Raw genomic sequence first — 18,347 nt, 5'->3', positions numbered from 1 at the left:
CAAGATAAAATGATGTTTTGCTGTTTTTGATTCTTAAAGTAGTATATCAAATATGATTTATTTTTAGCTATAACCAGATATCCTTGGCTAATGCTCTCTTTAGAGTAGAAACATGTAGTTAAACTCAACAACAAGAAGAAGATTCCTGAAATTAAAAAAAAGGTAGAAAGATTCAAGATGTTCTTTGAAACTAGCACATTTGAAAGGATAAATAAAATTGAAGTCAAAAAAATGTATTGATTATTTTTTTTTAACATACGAATATATATTTCTGTTTCATCAGAAGCTGCAGAGAAAATTTTTTTTGAATATATGTATTGTTTAAATAATTCTATTCGATTACTGATTAATATCAAAGATACAAGTGAGATTAACATAAGACCTAGAATACCGAAGTTAAGTATGTCTAAGTAATGATACATGGTATTGCCCCCTTTAGTATTTATGTAGTTTAAAAATGCTATCAGATATAATTAACAATTAGAAACATTATCATCTATAAGTATACGCAATGAATGGATAGATAAAACGCAATCAGTTAAAACAACTTTTTATAATGAGAGTTATTTTAACTGGCTATCATAAAGAAAAAGCTACCCTCTAATTTTAAAGGATAGCTTTATTCATTGCTTATTTATCTGTTTGCTCACCAATTTGGTGGGCTTTTTGTTTTTCTGTTTCTCGAACGATATAGACTGGGCGTTTTTTCGTTTCTAGGAAGATTTTTCCGATATATTTCCCAATGATGCCAAGACAAAGGAGTTGGATTCCGCCGATGAATAGGACGATTGAGACGAGTGAAGGCCAGCCGGATGTTGGATCACCAAATAATAACGCACGTAAAATAATAAATAAGATGGCGATTCCTGAACCGATACATGATAATGCGCCAACAAATGAGGCGATGTTCAATGGCGTGTCAGAAAAATTGACGATCCCATCAATTGAATAGTTGAATAATTTCCAAAATGACCAAGACGTTTCACCGGCAACGCGTTCGCGATTTTCAAATGAGAGATACTCTGTTTTGAATCCTACCCAACTGAATAGTCCTTTTGAAAAGCGATTGTATTCCGCTAATTCTAAGACCGCATCCACCATTTGGCGAGTCATCATGCGATAATCTCTTGCACCGTCAACCATTTCAGTATCACTGATTTTATTGATCAATTGGTAAAATTTCTTCGCAAAGAAACTACGGATAGCTGGTTCACCTTCACGAGTAGAACGGCGTGTACCGATACAATCGATATCGGAGTTGATGACTTTATCGATCATCACTGGTAATAATTCAGGCGGATCTTGTAAATCGACGTCCATGACAGTGACAAGGTCTCCTGTAGAGGCTTGCAGGCCGGCATATAGTGCGGCTTCTTTTCCGAAATTTCGTGAAAAAGCGACAAAACGAACGGATTCATGTACATTCGCTAATTTTTTGATGGCAGCCAAGGTACCATCACTGGACCCATCATCGATAAAAAGATACTCGAACTCGTAATCGCCACGAAATTTTTCGACTTCATCAAAAAAAAGTGGGACAGTTTTTTCTTCATTAAAACAAGGGATAACAATTGATATTTTCATGTTTTCGTTCCTTTCAAGCATGTTTTCTCCTATAACTAGTATAAATAAAAGTATGTTTAAATAACAATGATATAAGATGATTATCTTTATTATAAGGGCCGTATACAGTGTACCATCTCTATGTCATTAAATAAACTTTTAGGTTGATTTTTTTCTAAGAATCATAGATGATAAATAAAATAAGTGATGAGGAAGGCGGACAAAAATGAAAATTGAAACACCAATCGGTCCTTTATGGCTTGATGCCGATCAAAAAGGATTAACAGCTGTCTCTTTTGAACGAATTTCTGAAAATGAAGAAGCAAATGCTCAGATTTTATCCTTGGCAAAACAACAGCTGGAAGAGTATTTTTCAGGTGAAAGACACGTTTTCGATGTACCTTTATCTTTCCAAAGAGGAACAGCCTTTCAACAAAAGGTTTGGCGAGTGCTCACAAGAATCCCTTATGGACAAAGTCGCACATATAAACAAGTGGCACAGGCAATCGGGCAACCAAAGGCAGCTCGTGCGATTGGGCAAGCCAATCGTTTGAATCCTCTGCCAATCGTTATTCCTTGTCACCGAGTGATTGGGCAAAATGGACAATTGACTGGGTATATGGGGAAAGCTGAAAATGGGTTAGTGATCAAACGGCAACTATTAGTGCTTGAAAATATTTTAGCTCATTAGGCTGTACTACCAGATAACAGCACAGATAAATAAGCACCAACACCTCGAAATAGAAAATCTTTCCGAGGTGTTGGTGCTTATTTTTACTTATAGTTTGATCAACCAAATAAAGAATAAAGCCATGATCGTTTGTAAAAGTCCTACAGTCAATCCATACGTCAAGAATCGTTTTCCTTCTTTCATGAACTTTGCAAAATCCAAACGTAAGCCAATCGCGGCTAATGCAGTGACCTCAAACCAACCACTAATAAAACTAGCGCTTTGATCGATCACATGGGGAATGGTGAAGAAGCTGTTGATTAAACACACGATCAAGAAGCCTAAAACGTACCAAGGAAGTGGCATTTTTCGTTTGTGGTTTTTTGGCGTATACGTAGACGAGAGGGCCGGCTGTTTTTTTGTCATAAATTTTTCAAAGAGGAATACCACGATCACAAGCATCATGATCCGCATGATTTTAAACAGCATTGCAAATTGCACGACTGAAGCATCTAATAGACTTGCTCCAGCAACCACTTGTCCAACGGATTGTAAAGTACCACCTATAAGCGCACTTTTTTCGATCAGTTGATCACCAAATAGTTGGAGACCTAAAAAGGGAAGTGTCAACATCATCACTGTTCCTAAAAGATTGACCAAGGTAATGACTTGGCCCTTTTCTTCTTCATCTGCATGGATCACTGGAGCAATCGAAGCAATGGCTGAAGAACCGCAAATGGCGTTTCCACCTGCCATCATCAAGGAAAATGTATCGCTGAACAATAGTTTTTTCCCGATGAAATAGGCACCAAGAATCGTGACAGTCATTTGGAGTAACACGAAAGTTACGCCTTTGATACCAATCTGTGCAATCGTTTGGATCGTCACAGTTGCACCAAGCAAGAAAACGGAACATTCTAATAGTTTACTTTCGGCAAATTTGGTACCCACCGCAAGTTCAGGTTGCTTAAACAAGGTGTTTCCTAAGACGATGCCAAGTAAAATCGCAATCGTTCCTGCACCGAGTTGTGGGACAAAGGGTCCCAGTAGCCGACTAATGACTGCGACGGAAAAGGCGAGTAGTAGTCCGGGTAAGATTTTTCGGCCACCAAATTTTTTCAGCGTTTTTATATAAGTAAATAAAGCATTCATTTGATTCTTTCCTTTCGTGTAAGAAAAAGCTTATCTAAAATATAGTATCATTTAATTGTTTCCTCGTGAATACAAAAAAACTTCTGCCTTTTTACTAAGTGAAAAAGACAGAAGGTGAAGTCTATTCTATCAATCCCTTTGAAAGGTGATGTTTATGTTGACTGTGTTCTTTAATCAAGTAGATGGCATAGTGTCCTAAGACGTAAGCGATCATGCCACAGGCAATCAAACACTCGATGACTTTCAATCCATCTAAGATCCCTGTAGCAAACCCTAATTGATGGAAATAAGCAGTGGCAGTAGAGATTGCTGTAGCAGAGATCACCAATGGGAAAGTAAAGGCTGCAAAGCTTGGATAAAAATCAAGCAATAACAGACGTGGTAACATGGCTAAAACGATAAAGTAAAGTACTTGCGAAACAAGGAACAACGTCATGACTAAAGCCAAATTTGGGTCTTCAAAGTTTTTTAAGTACCCTGTCAGGCACAAAGAACCAGGTGCTGCAAGAATCGCAATCAATGGCAAGGTTGGTTGCGCCATATTTTTGACAAAGAAAATTCGATGGATGATGATTGGTAGTAGTACTACATAACAAGCTAACGAAAGCCAGAAGAAAATCTTTCCAAGGATCGGAGAAAAGTTTCCAGCAGTTACTGTGATGACACCAAAACCAACATACACGATAAACCAGCTTGGAAAAATTGCTTCTATTGACAAGTCTGCTTTAACTACATGATGGTAATTAAAGTACAGAACCAAGATGATTTGGAAGATCACTGCGGCTAACCAAATCAATTTGACGATTGGCGCAATTGATTTGAAAGAAACAAAATACGTACAGATGACCATCAAAGACATCGTAAAGGTCGGCGAGACGGAAGCGACGATTGGATCATATAGATGTTGCTTCGTGTGTTCAAATAAAAGGATCAGTTTGCCGATGATCAACAGCATCAAAAGCATACCGATCGCGCCTACAAAATTTCCTAAATGTGTCAAATGATAGTCTTTTAAAAGATTCCCTAAAGAAGTCAATCCAAGGATCAACCCACAAATCGGGATCGGAACAATCTTCAAGAAATGCTTCATACATTACTCTCCTTTTTTATTGATAATAAAGGACAGACTCGTTGCAACGATAAGTAGCCAACGATGAAAACTGCTTGTTACGAAGAATAGTAAAGTTTTTCAATGGGAAAAAACAAATCGCATGGATGCTTCTCCTTATCGTTGCAGTAAGCTGTCTGGAAGGTTGTGAGGTGTGTGTAACTGAAGGTCCACAACCTGTTCCTTACACTTTTCATTATAGAGTCTTTTTGATATATTTAAATCAAATAGTTATTATAGTTACTATAAAAAAAGATAATGGAAGTGGTTAGATGTTTAAGTTATTAACAACCTTTCGTGTCGTTTATGAAACAAGAAATTTTTCGCGAACCGCTGAATTACTCTATTTGTCTCAACCTGCGGTGTCCAATCAAATCAAACAATTGGAGCGGGATCTTGGGGTGGAACTTTTCCAACGCAATGGACGACAAGAGATGAAGCCAACAAAGCAAGCGGATTTACTTTATGAACGAACATTGGTTTTATTGGAAGAATGGGAAACAACACAACAACAATTAGCGGATGAAAAAAATGAAGAAGAAGTGTGCCGGATCGTCGCTTCCCATACATTTGCTGTGTATTTATTGCCTCAATTGATGAAAGAGTTGATCGTGCGTTTTCCTAAAATCAAGTTTTCGATTGCTTTTGCGAATTCTCATGAGAGTTTGGAGCAAGTGGCAAAACATGAAGCTGATTTTGGTTTTATCGAAAAACCTTTAGAAACAACCGGCGTACAACGCTTTTCTTTACTTGAAGATGCGTTGGTCGTTGCAGGTGATCCTAAGAGTGAGCTATGGCTAGTCAGGGAATCTTCTTCAGGTGTGTTCCATTACACGCAACGTTATTTTGAAGAAAAGAATATCCAAGGAAAGAAAATGCTTGTAAAAAGTAATGAGGTCATTGTGGCGATGTTGAAAGAAGGAATCGGACGATCCATATTATCCGAACGAGCAGTACCAAAAGGGATACACGTTGAACCTTTAGCTGAATCTCGTCAGTTCTATTTGATCCAACGGACCCATTTGACCTCTGAACGGTTATTAGAAGTAGGAAATGAGATCTTGGATTTCTATAAAAAGGAAAAGAAAAAGTGAAAAATATCAGACAGAATCAATAGAACTTCTCCCTTGAATAAGCGTTTTTTTCGTTTTTATCTTAAGAAAGGATAAAGAGAAATGAATAAGATTAATTTTTCGCAAATCTCATTTGCTTTGGCTTTCATTTATAGAAGGAGACAGCTATAATATAGGGCAGTATGGTTTTTAGGAAAAGGGATGAAAAATGGAAAAAAAAATAAAAACTTCGAATGATAACCGCATCGATTACGGAGTCATTCTACCAGTATTTTTATTATGTTTGATTGGGATTTTATCCTTATATGTTGCATTGACACATGATCCAAACGGTCCTTCTGTAACAAGAGGTGTCGGGATGCAGATCATTTGGTACCTTGTGGGAGCAGTAGCGATTGCAATCGTCATGCGGATCAATTCAAAATGGATCTGGAAATTGACACCTTATCTCTATGGACTAGGATTGCTTGTTATGGGGTTGCTCTTACGATTTTACGACCAGAATCTGGCGGCAAGTACCGGTTCAAAAAACTGGTTCCGCTTTGGAAGTGTCACATTTCAACCAGCCGAGCTGATGAAGATCGCTTATATTTTGATGCTGGCGTTGATCGTAACGAAGCACAATACGCAAGTCAAAGTTCGAACAATCAAATCTGATTTTTGGCTGATTGCAAAGATGTTGATCATTTCGATTCCTGTGATTGCGTTAGTCATGGCGCAAAAAGACTTTGGGACGATGCTCGTCTTTCTGGCGATCTTTGGTGGCGTCTTTTTGATGTCAGGGATTTCTTGGAAAATCATTGGCCCGATCTTTGCTTTAGCATTTATTGTGGGTGCCGGAACGATTTTCCTTGTGACCACAGAATCAGGAAGAGAATTCCTATATACTGTTGGGTTCAAATCTTACCAATTTGCCCGAATCGATTCTTGGCTCGATCCATTTCATGATACGTCGGGCTTTAGCTTCCAACCCGCCCAAGGGATTTTAGCAATCGGAACAGGTGGGATGTTCGGAAAAGGCTTTAACGTCAGCAACATTTACGTGCCAGTCCGAGAATCGGATATGATATTCACTGTCATTGGCGAGAATTTTGGCTTTATTGGTGGCGCATTTGTCATTTTCTTGTATTTTGTATTGATTTATCGTATGATACGTGTCTGCTTCGATACAAACAATGAGTTTTATGCCTATATCGCAAGTGGATTGATTATGATGCTCTTATTCCATGTCTTTGAAAACATTGGCGCAAATATCGGCTTACTTCCATTAACTGGGATTCCATTGCCGTTTATCAGTCAAGGGGGTTCATCGATCTTAGGGAATATGATTGGGATCGGATTGATCTTATCTATGCGTTATCAAAATGAAGCACCGGTAAAAAATTCTAGGAGGTAACGCAAGTTGTTTACTTTTTATGAGTACCCAAAGTGTTCCACTTGTCGAAAAGCCAAGGCTTGGCTCGACAATCATCAAGTAACGTATCAAGCGGTCGATATGGTCAAAGATACGCCTACGGCAGAAACGATCGAATCATGGTTGAAGCATTCAGATGTGCCGCTTCGCCGTGTCTTTAATACAAGCGGGATGAAATATCGTGAACTTGGTCTAAAAGATCAAATCGATGAATTATCCCTCACAGAAGCAAGTCAGCTGTTATCTACGGACGGCATGTTGATCAAACGACCATTGATCGTCAAAGACAATCAACTGGTCACAATCGGTTTTAATGAAAAAATATACGAAGGAGCATTCAATTAAAATGGCTGGGAAACACTTAAAGAAGAAAGATAACCTTTGGATTTTATTTAATGGAAAAGAATACTGTGTAGGTTTGACAAAAGAAGCGCAAGAAGATCTAGGTGAGATCACGTTTGCCAACTTACCAAAAATCGGTAAAGCGTATCAAGCAGGCGATGCACTAGTTGAAGTAGAAGCAGAAAAAGCAGTCACTGAATTTGCAAGTCCATTATCTGGGACAGTCTCATCTGTGAATGAAAAAATCAGTGAGAATATCGCTGTTTTGAACGATGAAGATGAAATGACTGCGTGGTTATTGAGTTTTAAAGATGTCGATGCAGCAGAATTCGACGCACTTTAAGAAACACGATGTTCAAATAAACGTTTGACACTGATTCTTGTAACTGCTATAATCATAAACAATCATATTGAAAGCTTTGATAAGAAGAGTACATGTCACAGATGTTTCAAGAGAGCCCGGTTTGCTGTGAAAGGGTAACGGAAATGAGATGGAAGATGGTCTTAGAGCAGAGTGAGTGAGCGCAAGCAAACTGACTACGGGAGTGCCCGTTATAGCACAGCAGTATGAGACTAGCGTCAAGTACTGAACGAGGTTGTTATTGTGAAATAGCAGCGAATCAAGGTGGTCACACGGAAGTCTAAACTTTCGTCCTTTTGCTAAACGCAAAGGACGAAAGTTTTTTTGTTGTCTAAGAGAAAATAAGTAAAGAAAGATGTGAACGATATGTCATTGATCCAATTGACGAATGTCAAGAAAACATTTGGCGGGAAACATGGGACGATCCACGCTATCAACGACGTTTCACTACAAGTGGAACAAGGCGACATTTACGGCATCGTCGGTTATTCCGGTGCGGGTAAGAGTACGTTAGTTCGTTTGTTGAACGGCTTGGAATTACCTACAGATGGTCAAGTAATTGTCAACGACCAAGACATTACTAAATTAAAAAATAAAGAATTACGCGTTTTTCGAAAAAAAATCGGTATGATTTTTCAACATTTCAATCTATTGTGGTCACGTACCGTACTAGAAAATATCCAACTACCTTTGGAATTAGCCGGTGTACCGAAACAACAACGGAAAGAAAGAGCAGAAGAATTGCTCCGTTTAGTCGGTTTAGAAGGACGAGGACAAGCTTATCCGTCCCAATTATCTGGTGGACAAAAGCAAAGAGTCGGGATTGCCCGTGCGTTAGCCAATGAGCCAGAAATCCTCCTTTGCGATGAAGCGACAAGTGCATTGGACCCACAAACGACAGAAGAGGTCTTAGATCTATTATTGGCAATCAACAAAAAATTGAACTTGACGATTGTTTTGATCACTCATGAAATGAACGTTATTCGTAAAATCTGTAACAAAGTAGCGGTGATGGAACGTGGTCAAGTCGTAGAAGAAGGCGATGCGTTGACCGTTTTTCGCAATCCACAACAAGAAGTCACGAAACGTTTCGTCCAACAAGACATCGAACCAGAAGCTGAATCCACTGAATTATTGGCAGAGTTGATCAAAGAAAATCCAGACGGTCGCTTAGTGACATTGACCTTCAACGAAACGAATGCCAACGAACCAGTGATTTCTCAAGCCATTCGTCGTTACAATGTCGATATCAATGTCGTATATGGGAAAATCAAGCAAACCAAAGAAGGCTCGTTTGGTTCGCTGACTACCTTGATGATCGGAGAGGAAAACGAATTGGACCAAGCAGAAAACTTCATCAAAGAGCAAGGCGTCGGAGTGGAGGTGATCCATCATGGATAAAAGCTTCACAGAAACCTACCTTGATTTCAGCCAAATCAACATGGAGACAATGCAACAAGCCATCATGGACACGTTATACATGACGTTGATCTCCATGGTCTTAGTAACCATCATCGGTTTGATCCTTGGTTTGATTCTTTACTCGATCGGTCGCAAAAACAAACCGTATGCGCGGATCATTTACGGCATCGTTTCGATCATTAGTAATATTTTCCGATCGACACCATTCATGATCTTGATGGTCTTGATCATTCCCTTTACCAAAGCAATCGTGGGAACGATGTTAGGCGCACAAGCAGCGATTCCAGCTCTCGTATTGTCCGCTGCTCCTTTTTACGCTCGACTTGTAGAAATCGCGTTTCGCGAAGTCAGCCCTGGGGTCTTAGAAGCCGCAGATGCGATGGGGGCGAGCTATTGGGAAATCATTTGGAAAGTCTTGATCCCTGAAAGTGTTCCAGCTTTGATCTCAGGTTTGACTGTAACGACGATCTCGATGATCGGTTTTACTGCCATGGCAGGAGCAATCGGTGCCGGCGGTCTAGGTGGCTTGGCTTGGCAAGAAGGCTACCAACGTGGTAATTTAACAGTGACTTTTGTCGCTACCTTGATTATTTTAGTCATTGTATTTATTGTTCAAGGAATCGGGGATTTCTTAACGAAGAAAACAGATAAAAGATAGTAGGAAATAGGAGGATATAGGATATGAAAAAGAAAATTTTTGGATTTGCAGCAACGCTTTTACTGACAGTTGGATTAGCCGCATGTGGAAACGGCGGAAGCAGTAGTGACTCATCAAACGCATCAGACGATACAACCTTGAAAATCGGCGCATCACCAACACCACATGCGGAAATCTTAGAACAGGTGAAGCCGCTTTTGAAAGACGAAGGCATTGATTTAGAGATCGTCAAATTTGACGACTATGTCTTGCCAAACCAGGCATTATCAGAAGGCGACATTGATGCGAACTATTTCCAACACATCCCTTACTTGAACAAAGAAATCGACGAAAAAGGCTATGATTTTGTCAATGCCGGTGCTGTCCACATCGAACCAATGGGCTTGTACTCACAAAAAATCAAAGATATTTCTGAGTTAGAAGATGGCGCAACGATCATCACATCAAACTCAGAATCTGACTGGGGACGGATCATCACGATCTTGAAAGACGCTGGCTTAGTCACAGTCAAAGACGGTGTTGATTTAGAAACAGCCACATTTGATGATATCGATGAAAATCCTAAAAACTTGAAATTCAATCACACGATCGATCCAGCATTATTGGCCTCTACTTACCAAAATGACGAAGGCGATCTAGTAGCTATCAACGCCAACTTTGCTTACGGCGCTGGATTGAATCCATTAGAAGATGCAGTATTACTAGAAAAAGATAACTCACCATATGTCAACATCATTGCGACACGTAAAGGTGACGAAGACAGCGACAAGATCAAAAAATTGATCGAAGTCTTACATCAAGAAGATGTTCGTCAATGGATCGAAGAACAATGGGAAGGCTCCGTAAAATCTGTCGATGCGGATGCAAAATAAAACCTGTAAAGTCTGGGAATCATTCCCGGACTTTTTTTTGAGAAAAAACGAACAGAAATTATTTTATTCAGTTTATAAAGATTATCAATTGAAAATGATGTTTTATTTGCAATAAATCAAAATTATAACATTTTTAACTGGTTGAGGCGTTGCGATTCATTCTCAATTAGTCTAAAATAAGTGAGAACGAATCAGAATATGGAGGGGAACTACATGTCTGTCTTAGAAATAAAAAACCTACATGTGTCGATTGAGGACAAGAAAATCCTTAAAGGCGTGAATTTAACAATGAAAACAGGAGAAATCCATGCCATCATGGGACCAAACGGAACGGGTAAATCGACCTTGTCTGCTGCAATTATGGGAAATCCGAATTACGAAGTAACTGAAGGAGAAATCCTTTTTGATGGGCAAAATGTGTTAGAGCTAGAAGTAGATGAACGTGCACGTTTAGGTCTGTTTTTAGCCATGCAATACCCAAGTGAGATTCCAGGGATCACGAATGCCGAATTTATGCGTGCAGCGATCAATGCGACACGTCCGGAAGACGACAAGATTTCTGTCATGTCATTCTTGAAAAAGTTAGATGAAAAGATGGGACTTTTGAATATGCCAGAAGAAATGGCTGAACGTTATTTGAACGAAGGCTTTTCTGGTGGAGAGAAAAAACGAAATGAGATCTTACAACTCTTGATGTTAGAACCAACTTTTGCGATTTTAGATGAAATCGATTCTGGTTTAGATATCGATGCACTGAAAGTCGTGGCAAAAGGCGTGAACGAAATGCGTGGCGACAACTTTGGTGCCTTGATCATCACTCACTACCAACGTTTGTTAAACTACATCACACCTGACGTAGTCCACATCATGATGGAAGGTCGTGTCGTGATGACTGGCAGTGCAGATCTAGCAAAACGCCTAGAAGCCGAAGGATATGCAGGCATCAGTAAAGAATTAGGAATCGACTACAAAGAAGAAGAAGCGTAAGGAGGAGCACATCTATGAAAGACATTAAATGGCTCGATCATCTTGACGCTGTTACAGATTTTTCATTCAGTAAAGGTGAACCGGAATGGATGACGACGCTTCGTCAAGAGGCGCTGAAAAAAGCAGATGAACTACCATTGCCCCATATCGAACGTGTGAAATTCCACCGTTGGCCATTGTTTTCAATCAATGAGTTGACTGATCAGACACCTGAATCTGGGAATGTTGCGGCATTTGATGCGATGAAAGACAATCCATTAGTCGTGCAACAAGGCACTTTGACTGTCTTTGAGCAATTATCCGCAGAACTTGCAGAACAAGGAGTGATCTTTACAGATCTATTTACTGCAATGCAAGAATACCCTGAATTAATCCAAGAATATTACATGACGAAAGCTGTTGAAATGGATGAAGACCAATTGACTGCGCTTCATGCCGCATTCATGAATAGTGGCTTGTTCTTATATGTACCAAAAAACGTAGTTATTAAAGAACCGATCGAATCCCTGTTTATCCAAGAAGGAGCATTTTCGCAACACTTCTTTAAACACGTCTTGATCGTCGCAGATGAACACAGTGAATTTTCTTACTTGGAACGATTCCAAACAACTGGAGAAGAATTACAGAAAGTCTCTGGGAATATCATTGTGGAAGTCATCGCCAAAGCCGGTGCCAAAGTCAAATACGCAGCAGTCGATCAATTAGGCGAAAATGTCACAGCATATATGAACCGTCGTGGACATATCTTACGGGATGCTTTTGTGGATTGGGCAATCGGAGTGATGAACGATGGGAATATCGTCGCTGATTTTGATTCAGATCTAGTCGGTGAAGGCGGACATGCGGAAGTCAAGATCGTTGCAATCAGTTCAGGAAAACAAACGCAAGGAATCGATACACGCGTAACAAATAAAGCCCCACACACAATCGGACATATCTTGCAACATGGCGTGATCCGCGAACGTGGTACGTTGACATTCAACGGTATCGGACACATCTTGAAAAAAGCCAAAGGCGCCGATGCCCAACAAGAAAGCCGTGTCTTGATGCTTTCAGATAAAGCACGAGGCGATGCCAATCCGATCCTATTAATCGATGAACACGAAGTTACAGCAGGTCACGCCGCAAGTGTTGGTCGCGTCGATCCGGAAGAAATGTATTATTTGATGAGTCGAGGCTTACGAAAAGAAGAAGCAGAACGTTTAGTCATCCGTGGCTTCTTAGGGTCTGTCTTAACTGCGATCCCAGTAGAAGCGGTTCGCAAAGAACTAGTGGCAGTTATTGAAGGGAAGTTAAATGTATGATTTCTCCAGAACAAATCCGTCAAGATTTCCCGATCTTATTTCAGGAAGTCAATGACGAACCCCTGGTGTATTTAGACAATGCAGCGACTACGCAAAAACCAAAACAAGTGTTAGCGACTATGACGCATTATTATTCCGCAAACAATGCCAACGTTCATCGAGGCGTGCATACGTTAGCCGAACGAGCAACCCATGATTATGAAGCTGCCAGAGAAAAAGTTCGTCGTTTTTTGAATGCCCAGGAGACCGCTGAGATCCTTTTCACTCGTGGAACGACCACAAGTTTGAACTGGGTAGCACAAAGCTATGGCGATGCCTTTGTTAAAGCTGGTGATGAAATCGTGATCTCTTATATGGAGCATCATTCGAACATCATCCCTTGGCAACAGTTGGCAAAACGAACTGGCGCTATTTTGAAATATATCGAATTGACCGAAGAAGGCTTTCTTGATCTAGAGCATGCTGCATCGATCATCACAGAAAAAACGAAGATCGTATCGGTCGCCCATGCCTCTAATGTATTAGGTGTCATCAATCCGATCCAAGAGCTGGCGACGATCGTTCATGAAAAAGGCGGGATTTTAGTGGTGGACGGTGCACAATCTGCTCCACACATCAAAATCGATGTCCAATCCCTAGATTGTGATTTCTTTGCCTTTAGCGGACATAAGATGTGCGCAACGACCGGAACAGGTGTATTATATGGAAAACGGAAATGGTTGGAACAAATGGAACCCGTTGAATTCGGTGGAGAAATGATCGACTTTGTTGGCCTACAAGACAGCACATGGAAAGAACTTCCCTGGAAATTCGAAGCAGGTACACCAAACATTGCCGGTGTGATCGCACTCGGCGCTGCCATTGATTATCTTGAATCCATTGGTCTAGCAGGCATTCATCAATATGAAGAAGAACTTGTTGGTTATGTCTTACCAAAACTCCAAGCAATCGAAGGCTTGACGATCTATGGACCAAAAGACCCGACCCAACGTACAGGTGTGATTTCCTTCAACTTAGAGAACCTACATCCCCATGATGTAGCGACTGCTCTTGATATGGAAGGCGTCGCCGTTCGTGCCGGTCATCATTGTGCCCAACCATTATTGAAGTATCTAGGGGTTGCTGCGACAGCTCGTGCCAGCTTTTACGTTTATAACACAAAAGCAGATGCCGATCGTTTCGTCCAAGCAATTCTCGCAACAAAGGAGTTTTTCCAACATGGCACTATCTAAGTTAGACAATCTTTACCGTCACGTGATCTTGGACCACTCATCACATCCACATCATCGTGGCACGTTGACGGAATCAACGAATAAGATTGAAATGAATAATCCCACCTGTGGGGATGTCATTGAATTACAAGTCGAGATCAAAGACGGAAAAATCAACAATATCGCCTTTGACGGCAGTGGTTGCTCTATCAGTACAGCCAGTGCCTCAATGATGACCGATGCTGTCATCGGCAAAACAATTGCAGAAGCAGAGCAATTGACGGACGACTTTTTACTACTTGTCCAAGGAAAAGAAGTCGCAGAGCTTGAACCACTAGGGGACGCTGCCATGTTAAGTGGTGTCGCAAAATTCCCCGCGCGCATCAAATGCGCAACGCTTGCCTGGAAAGCACTAGGCAAAGCAATGGAAGAAGACGGTACTGCAACCGTCCATCATGAGCACAAGGAAAAGGAGTGAGCAAATGGGCGTACCAGAATTAGAAGAATATAAATTTGGCTTCCACGACGACGTGGAACCCGTTTTTAGTACAGGAGAAGGCTTGACTGAAGAAGTCGTTCGGGAAATGTCACGAATCAAAGAAGAACCAGAATGGATGTTAGAGTTCCGTTTGAAATCCCTAGAAGCATTCAACAAAATGCCCATGCAAGACTGGGGACCAGACTTATCTGATATAGATTTCAATGCCATCAAATACTACCAAAAACCAAGTGATCGACCTGCCCGTGATTGGGATGACGTACCAGAAAAAATCAAAGAAACCTTTGAACGAATCGGTATTCCAGAAGCCGAACGTGCGTACTTAGCCGGCGCTTCTGCCCAATACGAATCAGAAGTCGTATACCACAACATGAAAGACGAATTCGAAAAACTCGGCATCGTCTTTACCGATACAGATTCTGCACTAAAAGAGTATCCTGAACTATTCAAAGAATACTTTTCAAAACTCGTGCCACCAACAGACAATAAACTAGCCGCACTAAACTCAGCCGTTTGGTCTGGAGGTACGTTTATCTATGTACCAAAAGGCGTCAAAGTCGATGTCCCATTACAAACCTACTTCCGAATCAACGCCGAAAACACGGGCCAATTCGAACGTACGTTGATCATCGTGGACGAAGGCGCCAGCATCCACTATGTCGAAGGCTGTACTGCACCAACCTATTCAACCAACAGCCTACACGCAGCCATCGTGGAAATCTTTACCCGTAAAGACGGTTACTGCCGCTATACAACGATCCAAAACTGGTCCGACAACGTTTATAACCTTGTAACCAAACGAGCAAAAGCCTACGAAGGTGCAACCGTTGAATGGATCGACGGCAACTTAGGAGCCAAAACAACCATGAAATACCCAAGTGTCTACTTAGACGGACGAGGCGCACGAGGCACCATGCTATCCATTGCATTTGCCGGAGCCAACCAAATCCAAGACACAGGCGCAAAAATGATCCACAATGCACCAAACACTTCAAGCTCGATCGTCTCAAAATCAATTTCAAAAGACGGCGGCGAAGTAAACTACCGAGGCCAAGTCACCTTTGCAAAAGACAGTGCCGGCTCGATCTCTCACATCGAATGCGATACCATCATCATGGACGAATGGTCCAAATCTGATACCATCCCATTCAACGAGATCCACAACAGCCAAGTCTCGTTAGAACACGAAGCAAAAGTCTCCAAAATCTCAGAAGAACAACTCTACTACCTCATGAGCCGCGGCTTGACCGAATCCGAAGCCACAGAAATGATCGTCATGGGCTTCGTCGAACCATTCACGAAAGAACTACCGATGGAATATGCGGTAGAGTTGAATCGGTTGATTAGTTATGAGATGGAAGGGTCTGTGGGGTAAGTGAATTGATTAAGCTAGAAATGCCTATTCGAAGGTGTTTCTGGCTTTATTTGTTTGGGCGTGAGGAAAGCAACAACAAAAGTCAAATAGTATTAGTATTGTGTCGCTATGCTTGATATAATTATTCTGATATAAGAAATGGGGTATGGAATATGAGTGTAGTAAATAAAAAAATATTTAAACATTTCCAAAATAATTGTTACTCTTTTCAATTAATTTCTTATGATACAAACAAGATTTCATATTCGCAACTGATAAAAAAATTAAAGCAGGAAAATAGCCGGCAAGTTTTGTTTAACTCTGAAGTTATGATAGAGCTAATAAAAGAAACTGCGATAAATAATAAAGAATATTTAGTAGCAGCTCTAAAAATAGGAAGCGAAGACGATTTGGAAATACAAGAGAGTATTAATAAGATAATTCTTTCTATGAGAAATGATTACTCAAATATTGTAAAATTAATAGATGAATTATCTTGGTGTTATGATAATGAGTCTATAGATATTCGTGAAATAAAAATTGTAGGTCGAGGCGGAAACTACGATAATGCAACAATATTATCAAATGGTATATATTTCGGAAATGAAGAATTATTTAATAGTTTCATTGTTCCAGTTTTAATGAGGTATTTTAATGGGGAGTGAAGTGTTAAAACAAGTTAAAGTCTTATTATTAATGGTAGGTTCATGTATATGTGCATATAAATTTCCGCTTGCAACTATTTTTTTAAATATAGCGGATCAAAAAGTTTTAGCATCATTAGATATTGGTTTTTATAATTTTATTTTTAGTGTGATATTTGCATTAGTGTTTAATTTCGTCAACAATCGCTTACTGCATATTGACATAAATATTAGTTACCCGAATCAAGAGACTAATAAGATTGTTTTTTCTGAATCAGATTTAGAAAGAAGCATGGATATAGAAATGAAAATAGAAGCCAAAGGTAAGGTCAGGAAAACTTACAAGAGTATTACTTTGATATGCCCTGAATCTTATATGATTCAGTTACATGAGAATTCAAGTAGAAGTTTTATTTCTATTGCCCCAGACGGTTCAAATTACGTGTTAGATATAAATAAAATAATATCCAGATATAAGAAGGAAGTTTCAAGTGTCCGAACAATTAAATTAAGTCTAGTTTTGGAAGAATACAATAAGGGTGATAAAGATTACCTTGTTATAGAAAAACCAATCTGGTTAGGTTTTGTTAGTATTAAAAAGAATAAATTAGAATTGAAACAAAATTAAGGGGTGTCAATATGGTATATTCAAAGTGGCAAAATACGATAAATAGAGATATAAATAGCTTAATAGATCATATAATGTCTTATTCTGAATGGCTTAAACCTAGCATAGATCCATTTGATAATAGTAATTTAACTTTCAGAATAACAAAAGCTTTTCCGAAAAATGAAAGTATACAACTTGATAATGAAACTGTAGAGTATAATTTTTTAGAGTTTCAATTTGAAAGAGTTAGAAATAGTGAAAAAAGTAATAGTAACAGAGAAAAGAGAATTAAAATTGAAGATTATGAGATAATAATTTATAGTCATAAAAATAAAGTTAAATATATAGTTAATAGAGGATATGCACCGCTTACTTTGTCTGTATTAAGGAAATTGCACGGTTATGAGGGGAAGCATGAAATTAAAGCAGAAACTATAGGTGGTATTAAGTCAGATCTTTTTATTTGGTTAGTGTATAATTTAATTGAAAATCCTAGCTTACCATTAGGCGTGAATTCTAACCTGTACCTAAAAAGTTTAACAGGCTTTATGGGGAAAACAGAAGACAAAATAAACACAATCCAAGGAACTGGGAAAAGAATTTTGAATATGTTGACAACTCTTTTATTTTTATTTGAAAATCAAAATATATCGAAGGTAAATTTAGAAATTAAAGAGGACGACCATTTTTATGATATTACTTTAGGAGAAGAAAGTTTCATAGATGTGTCTATAACTGATTATGAAGGACCCTATATGTTTGGAATTGAAAAAATTGTCAAATCAAGAATACTTTTAAGATCATTCATAGAGCTTATACCTAATCTAATAAAAATTTTTTCAGATGAACAGACACCCCCAAGGGCTAATTGGAGTGAGAAAAAAGAGCGGGCATTTTTTAATGAAATAGGAAAAACTATTAAAAGAAATATTACAGAATTACTGAAAAAAAAATAATTTACTCACAAATAATCGATTTTTTTTCTTTAGCTAACCCCTCTTCTTGGGCTATCCAGAATAAAATCATTGGATAGTCCAAGAAGAGGGGTTACGAGCGAATTTAGTAGGGATATAATGGATATTTAGTTGTTAGAATTAGAATTT

At 39.3% G+C, this 18,347-nt stretch carries 19 protein-coding genes and 1 other annotated feature; of the genes, 16 read left to right on the top strand and 3 right to left on the bottom strand.

What is annotated here, in order from left to right; all coding sequences use genetic code 11:
- Positions 1-630: 630 nt before the first annotated feature.
- Positions 631-1,584: a glycosyltransferase family 2 protein gene (locus IGJ39_RS11185; protein WP_034686848.1), complete on the bottom strand. Its 954-nt coding sequence runs from the start codon at positions 1,582-1,584 to the stop codon at positions 631-633.
- A 205-nt stretch (positions 1,585-1,789) separates the two neighbouring features.
- Here IGJ39_RS11185 and IGJ39_RS11180 point away from each other — a divergent pair, with 205 nt between their 5' ends.
- Positions 1,790-2,254: a methylated-DNA--[protein]-cysteine S-methyltransferase gene (locus IGJ39_RS11180; RefSeq protein ID WP_010734626.1), complete on the top strand. Its 465-nt coding sequence runs from the start codon at positions 1,790-1,792 to the stop codon at positions 2,252-2,254.
- A gap of 87 nt (positions 2,255-2,341) precedes the next feature.
- On the opposite strand, the gene IGJ39_RS11175 is transcribed toward IGJ39_RS11180, so the two are convergent.
- Both IGJ39_RS11175 and IGJ39_RS11170 read right to left on the bottom strand, forming a co-directional pair.
- Positions 2,342-3,385 carry a YeiH family protein gene (locus IGJ39_RS11175; RefSeq protein ID WP_438764736.1) on the bottom strand — a complete coding sequence of 348 codons (1,044 nt, stop codon included), beginning with the start codon at positions 3,383-3,385 and terminating at the stop codon, positions 2,342-2,344.
- Positions 3,386-3,506: 121 nt separating this feature from the next.
- Positions 3,507-4,475 (bottom strand): TDT family transporter, encoded by a 969-nt coding sequence (locus IGJ39_RS11170; RefSeq protein ID WP_019723785.1) that lies wholly within the window; start codon positions 4,473-4,475, stop codon positions 3,507-3,509.
- Positions 4,476-4,765: 290 nt separating this feature from the next.
- Here IGJ39_RS11170 and IGJ39_RS11165 point away from each other — a divergent pair, with 290 nt between their 5' ends.
- The 15 genes from IGJ39_RS11165 to IGJ39_RS11095 all read left to right on the top strand — a co-directional run bounded on the left by IGJ39_RS11165 (position 4,766) and on the right by IGJ39_RS11095 (position 18,200).
- Positions 4,766-5,587 (top strand): LysR family transcriptional regulator, encoded by an 822-nt coding sequence (locus IGJ39_RS11165; protein ID WP_438764734.1) that lies wholly within the window; start codon positions 4,766-4,768, stop codon positions 5,585-5,587.
- Between the two features lie 187 nt (positions 5,588-5,774).
- Positions 5,775-6,962, top strand: coding sequence for an FtsW/RodA/SpoVE family cell cycle protein (locus IGJ39_RS11160; RefSeq protein ID WP_010734630.1), 1,188 nt, complete (start codon positions 5,775-5,777; stop codon positions 6,960-6,962).
- Between the two features lie 6 nt (positions 6,963-6,968).
- Positions 6,969-7,325 (top strand): arsenate reductase family protein, encoded by a 357-nt coding sequence (locus tag IGJ39_RS11155; protein WP_010734631.1) that lies wholly within the window; start codon positions 6,969-6,971, stop codon positions 7,323-7,325.
- 1 nt (position 7,326) lies between these two features.
- On the top strand, positions 7,327-7,665 hold the full coding sequence (locus IGJ39_RS11150; RefSeq protein WP_010734632.1) for a glycine cleavage system protein H: 339 nt from the start codon (positions 7,327-7,329) through the stop codon (positions 7,663-7,665).
- Positions 7,666-7,732: 67 nt separating this feature from the next.
- Positions 7,733-7,982, top strand: a binding site (T-box leader).
- A gap of 67 nt (positions 7,983-8,049) precedes the next feature.
- Positions 8,050-9,084 (top strand): methionine ABC transporter ATP-binding protein, encoded by a 1,035-nt coding sequence (locus IGJ39_RS11145; protein WP_019723782.1) that lies wholly within the window; start codon positions 8,050-8,052, stop codon positions 9,082-9,084.
- A complete protein-coding gene (locus tag IGJ39_RS11140) occupies positions 9,077-9,763 on the top strand; it encodes a methionine ABC transporter permease (protein WP_010734634.1) in 687 nt (228 codons plus the stop codon). The genes IGJ39_RS11145 and IGJ39_RS11140 overlap by 8 nt, the downstream gene beginning before the upstream one ends.
- A 23-nt stretch (positions 9,764-9,786) precedes the next feature.
- The gene (locus tag IGJ39_RS11135) at positions 9,787-10,635 is read left to right on the top strand and encodes a MetQ/NlpA family ABC transporter substrate-binding protein (protein WP_438764731.1); all 849 of its coding nucleotides are present in this window, start codon (positions 9,787-9,789) and stop codon (positions 10,633-10,635) included.
- Between the two features lie 213 nt (positions 10,636-10,848).
- Positions 10,849-11,622 (top strand): Fe-S cluster assembly ATPase SufC, encoded by a 774-nt coding sequence (gene sufC / locus IGJ39_RS11130; RefSeq protein WP_019724376.1) that lies wholly within the window; start codon positions 10,849-10,851, stop codon positions 11,620-11,622.
- A gap of 14 nt (positions 11,623-11,636) precedes the next feature.
- Entirely contained in the window at positions 11,637-12,926 is a 1,290-nt protein-coding gene (gene sufD, locus IGJ39_RS11125; protein ID WP_438764729.1) for a Fe-S cluster assembly protein SufD, read from the top strand.
- On the top strand, positions 12,923-14,158 hold the full coding sequence (locus IGJ39_RS11120; protein ID WP_438764727.1) for a cysteine desulfurase: 1,236 nt from the start codon (positions 12,923-12,925) through the stop codon (positions 14,156-14,158). The genes sufD and IGJ39_RS11120 overlap by 4 nt, the downstream gene beginning before the upstream one ends.
- A complete protein-coding gene (gene sufU / locus IGJ39_RS11115) occupies positions 14,145-14,615 on the top strand; it encodes a Fe-S cluster assembly sulfur transfer protein SufU (protein ID WP_438764725.1) in 471 nt (156 codons plus the stop codon). Before IGJ39_RS11120 ends, sufU begins: the two co-directional genes overlap by 14 nt.
- Positions 14,616-14,619: 4 nt before the next feature.
- Positions 14,620-16,011, top strand: a complete 1,392-nt coding sequence (gene sufB, locus IGJ39_RS11110; protein ID WP_019723680.1) for a Fe-S cluster assembly protein SufB — start codon at positions 14,620-14,622, stop codon at positions 16,009-16,011.
- A 152-nt stretch (positions 16,012-16,163) separates the two neighbouring features.
- Positions 16,164-16,655 (top strand): hypothetical protein, encoded by a 492-nt coding sequence (locus IGJ39_RS11105; protein ID WP_335883021.1) that lies wholly within the window; start codon positions 16,164-16,166, stop codon positions 16,653-16,655.
- Entirely contained in the window at positions 16,645-17,262 is a 618-nt protein-coding gene (locus IGJ39_RS11100; RefSeq protein ID WP_335883020.1) for a hypothetical protein, read from the top strand. Before IGJ39_RS11105 ends, IGJ39_RS11100 begins: the two co-directional genes overlap by 11 nt.
- Before the next feature lie 11 nt (positions 17,263-17,273).
- The gene (locus IGJ39_RS11095) at positions 17,274-18,200 is read left to right on the top strand and encodes a hypothetical protein (RefSeq protein WP_438764723.1); all 927 of its coding nucleotides are present in this window, start codon (positions 17,274-17,276) and stop codon (positions 18,198-18,200) included.
- Positions 18,201-18,347 lie beyond the last annotated feature (147 nt).

Origin of the sequence: Enterococcus sp. AZ140, from assembly GCF_051714405.1 — a bacterium.
GTDB classification, from domain to species: Bacteria; Bacillota; Bacilli; order Lactobacillales; family Enterococcaceae; genus Enterococcus_B; species Enterococcus_B pernyi.
Note: the sequence above shows the minus strand (reverse complement) of the source record. Positions and strands in the feature narration are given on the sequence as shown.

Bases quoted from the DNA above. Each gene is read 5' to 3' on its own strand.
- IGJ39_RS11185 (WP_034686848.1), bottom strand. From the start codon at position 1,584: ATGAAAATATCAATTGTTATCCCTTGTTTTAATGAAGAAAAAACTGTC.
- IGJ39_RS11180 (WP_010734626.1), top strand. From the start codon at position 1,790: ATGAAAATTGAAACACCAATCGGTCCTTTATGGCTTGATGCCGATCAA.
- IGJ39_RS11175 (WP_438764736.1), bottom strand. From the start codon at position 3,385: ATGAATGCTTTATTTACTTATATAAAAACGCTGAAAAAATTTGGTGGC.
- IGJ39_RS11170 (WP_019723785.1), bottom strand. From the start codon at position 4,475: ATGAAGCATTTCTTGAAGATTGTTCCGATCCCGATTTGTGGGTTGATC.
- IGJ39_RS11165 (WP_438764734.1), top strand. From the start codon at position 4,766: ATGTTTAAGTTATTAACAACCTTTCGTGTCGTTTATGAAACAAGAAAT.
- IGJ39_RS11160 (WP_010734630.1), top strand. From the start codon at position 5,775: ATGGAAAAAAAAATAAAAACTTCGAATGATAACCGCATCGATTACGGA.
- IGJ39_RS11150 (WP_010734632.1), top strand. From the start codon at position 7,327: ATGGCTGGGAAACACTTAAAGAAGAAAGATAACCTTTGGATTTTATTT.
- IGJ39_RS11145 (WP_019723782.1), top strand. From the start codon at position 8,050: ATGTCATTGATCCAATTGACGAATGTCAAGAAAACATTTGGCGGGAAA.
- IGJ39_RS11140 (WP_010734634.1), top strand. From the start codon at position 9,077: ATGGATAAAAGCTTCACAGAAACCTACCTTGATTTCAGCCAAATCAAC.
- IGJ39_RS11135 (WP_438764731.1), top strand. From the start codon at position 9,787: ATGAAAAAGAAAATTTTTGGATTTGCAGCAACGCTTTTACTGACAGTT.
- sufC (WP_019724376.1), top strand. From the start codon at position 10,849: ATGTCTGTCTTAGAAATAAAAAACCTACATGTGTCGATTGAGGACAAG.
- sufD (WP_438764729.1), top strand. From the start codon at position 11,637: ATGAAAGACATTAAATGGCTCGATCATCTTGACGCTGTTACAGATTTT.
- IGJ39_RS11120 (WP_438764727.1), top strand. From the start codon at position 12,923: ATGATTTCTCCAGAACAAATCCGTCAAGATTTCCCGATCTTATTTCAG.
- sufU (WP_438764725.1), top strand. From the start codon at position 14,145: ATGGCACTATCTAAGTTAGACAATCTTTACCGTCACGTGATCTTGGAC.
- sufB (WP_019723680.1), top strand. From the start codon at position 14,620: ATGGGCGTACCAGAATTAGAAGAATATAAATTTGGCTTCCACGACGAC.
- IGJ39_RS11105 (WP_335883021.1), top strand. From the start codon at position 16,164: ATGAGTGTAGTAAATAAAAAAATATTTAAACATTTCCAAAATAATTGT.
- IGJ39_RS11100 (WP_335883020.1), top strand. From the start codon at position 16,645: ATGGGGAGTGAAGTGTTAAAACAAGTTAAAGTCTTATTATTAATGGTA.
- IGJ39_RS11095 (WP_438764723.1), top strand. From the start codon at position 17,274: ATGGTATATTCAAAGTGGCAAAATACGATAAATAGAGATATAAATAGC.